Below are 2,341 nucleotides of genomic sequence, written 5' to 3'. Positions count from 1 at the left end.
CCCTACCCCTTTGTGCCTACCCGCCCGCTGCCGTCCAGGCGATGCGCGCCGGGCGCCCCGGCCCCGAGCATGGCCGACATGAACACCACCAACTCCGTCCGCGCCAGGCGCACGGCCGCCTACGGGTCGGCCGCCCTCGTCCTCGTCGCGGCGTTCTCGATCCCCACCGCCCTCAACGCGGCCACCGACTCCGGGAGCGTGGTCCTCACCCCGCCCGAACCCACCGGCCCGCACGCCGTCGGCCGGACCGAACTGCACCTGGTCGACCCCGACCGCGGCCACCCCTGGGTGGAGGAGGCCACCGAACGGGACGTCATGGTCAGCGTCTGGTACCCGGCCGGAGAAGGCACCGGCGCGGACGGGGAGGGCGACACCTCCGCCGGGGACGGCACGGGCACCGGCGAACCCGCACCCTACGTCACGCCCTCGGTCTCCGGGGTGCTCAAGAGCGAACTGGAGCAAGGGGGGCTGCACCGCGACGACGTCGACTTCGACGCCTCCCGGGTCAACGCCCTCCAGGACGTCCCGGCCGCCGGCACCGGCCCGTTCCCCGTCGTCCTCTACTCCCCGGGGCTGGAGCAGTCCCGGTTCCTCAACGCCCTGCACCTGGAGGAACTCGCCTCCCACGGGTACGTGGTGGCCGCCATGGACCACCCCTACGAGACGCTCGCCGTGGACATGCCCGACGGCCGGGTACTGCGCACGAGCGCCCCCTCCTTCAGCCCCGAGGCCCTCAAGGAGGCCGTCGCGGTCCGGCGCGCGGACACCCGCCTGGTCCTGGACGGGCTGACCGCGCTCGCGGAGGGCGGCAATCCCGACGCGGGCGGCCAGGAGCCCCCCGAGGGCCTGGGCGGGGCGCTGGACCTGGACGCGGTGGGCATGTTCGGCCACTCCGCCGGAGGGCTCACCACCGCCGAGGTGATGCTGGAGGACGACCGCGTCGACGCGGGGCTGAACCTGGACGGCACCATCGGCTACCACGTCGGCGACGAGGTGTGGTCGGAGGCCAACCTGCGGGGCGCCGACCGCCCCTTCGCGCTCCTGACCGCGGGGAGGGCCGGGGCCGGGCTCGAACCGCACCACAGCGGGTACAGCGCCGGGTTCCGGACCTTCGTGGACGCCTCCTCGGTGGACGTCCTGGAGCTGTACATGGCCGAGGGCGAGCACTTCAGCTACACCGACCACCAGTGGATCCTGCCCGACGTCGACGAGGCCCTCCGGCCCGGCAACCGCGCCTGGCCCGACCTGGTGGAGGGGGCGATCGGCACCGTCGACCCCGAGGAGTCCGTCCGGGCGCAGCGCGCCTACGTCACGGCCTTCTTCGACGCCCACCTGCGCGGTCAGCGGGAGCCGATCCTGGACGGGCCCTCGCCGGACCTGCCCGCGATGGAGTTCGTCGGCGAGGACTAGTCCCCGGGCGGGCGCCGGGAGGACTCGGGCCAGGCGCCCGCACCCGGCACCGCGAAGGCCCGGAACGCGCCTTGCGCGTCCCGGGCCTCCGGCCACCGGTAGGGCCCCGTCAGGCTCCTCCGGTCCTTTACACGTCGCGCACGCGCAGCTCGGTGTGGGCCACGATCTGCGCGGCCAGTGCCCAGCCCACGACCGCGGCGACGTTCACCGGGCCGTCGTGCGGAGCCGTGTAGAAACCCGCGTCACCGCCCGCGTAGAACTCGATCCCGGCCGTTCCCGGCATCAGCGCCGCGAAGTCGTTGATCATCTGCACCTGGGAGAGCTGCATGACCATTGACAGCCCCATGAGCAGCAGGAACCCCACGATGAACGTGCCCGGCATGCTCCGCGTCGCCGTGCCGATCCCGACGAACAGCACAGCGAACAGCGCCATGCACACGCCCGCGCTCAGCGCCGTCACCAGGACCTCGGCGACGTCGGCGGAGGCGTACCGGCCGACGAACACGCTCAGCACCGCGACCGCCGTCACCGTGGCGAGCACACCCGCCGCGAAGGCCAGTCCGGCGGACACCAGCGTGCGCGCGACCAGCACGGTCCCCCGGGCGGGCCGCCACAGCAGCGTGCTGGTGACGCTGCGGTTGCCGAACTCCCCGGTCGCGGTCAGCGCGGCCATCACCAGCACGGCGATCTGCACCAGGTAGAAGTGCCCCTGCGAGGTGAGCCGCATGAACGCGGCGCCGTCCGCCTCGTCCGGGTTCTCCATGATCCGGGTCCACTCGGTGTAGCCCATGATCGCGGCGAACACGGCCATGCCCGCCAGCGCGGCGCCGAACGCCCACCAGGTGGAGCGCAGGGAGGACTGCCGGATCCACTCGGCGGCGACCTCCCGGAACAGGTCCGTCCCGGAACGGCCCCCGGCGCGGTCGGCCCC

At 73.6% G+C, this 2,341-nt stretch carries 2 protein-coding genes; one reads left to right on the top strand and one right to left on the bottom strand.

Going from position 1 to position 2,341, the window contains the following annotated elements; translation table 11 throughout:
* Positions 1-78 precede the first annotated feature (78 nt).
* Positions 79-1,410: an acetylhydrolase gene (locus tag ABD54_RS26315; protein ID WP_047872248.1), complete on the top strand. Its 1,332-nt coding sequence runs from the start codon at positions 79-81 to the stop codon at positions 1,408-1,410.
* A 127-nt stretch (positions 1,411-1,537) separates the two neighbouring features.
* On the opposite strand, the gene ABD54_RS26310 is transcribed toward ABD54_RS26315, so the two are convergent.
* A partial coding sequence (locus ABD54_RS26310; RefSeq protein ID WP_047872247.1) for an ABC transporter permease occupies positions 1,538-2,341 on the bottom strand: 804 nt, incomplete at its 5' end.

The organism is Nocardiopsis sp. RV163, from assembly GCF_001029525.1.
GTDB classification, from domain to species: domain Bacteria; phylum Actinomycetota; class Actinomycetes; order Streptosporangiales; family Streptosporangiaceae; genus Nocardiopsis; species Nocardiopsis dassonvillei.
The sequence above is the reverse complement of the archived record's forward strand: the minus strand, read 5'-3'. Positions and strand labels throughout refer to the sequence as shown.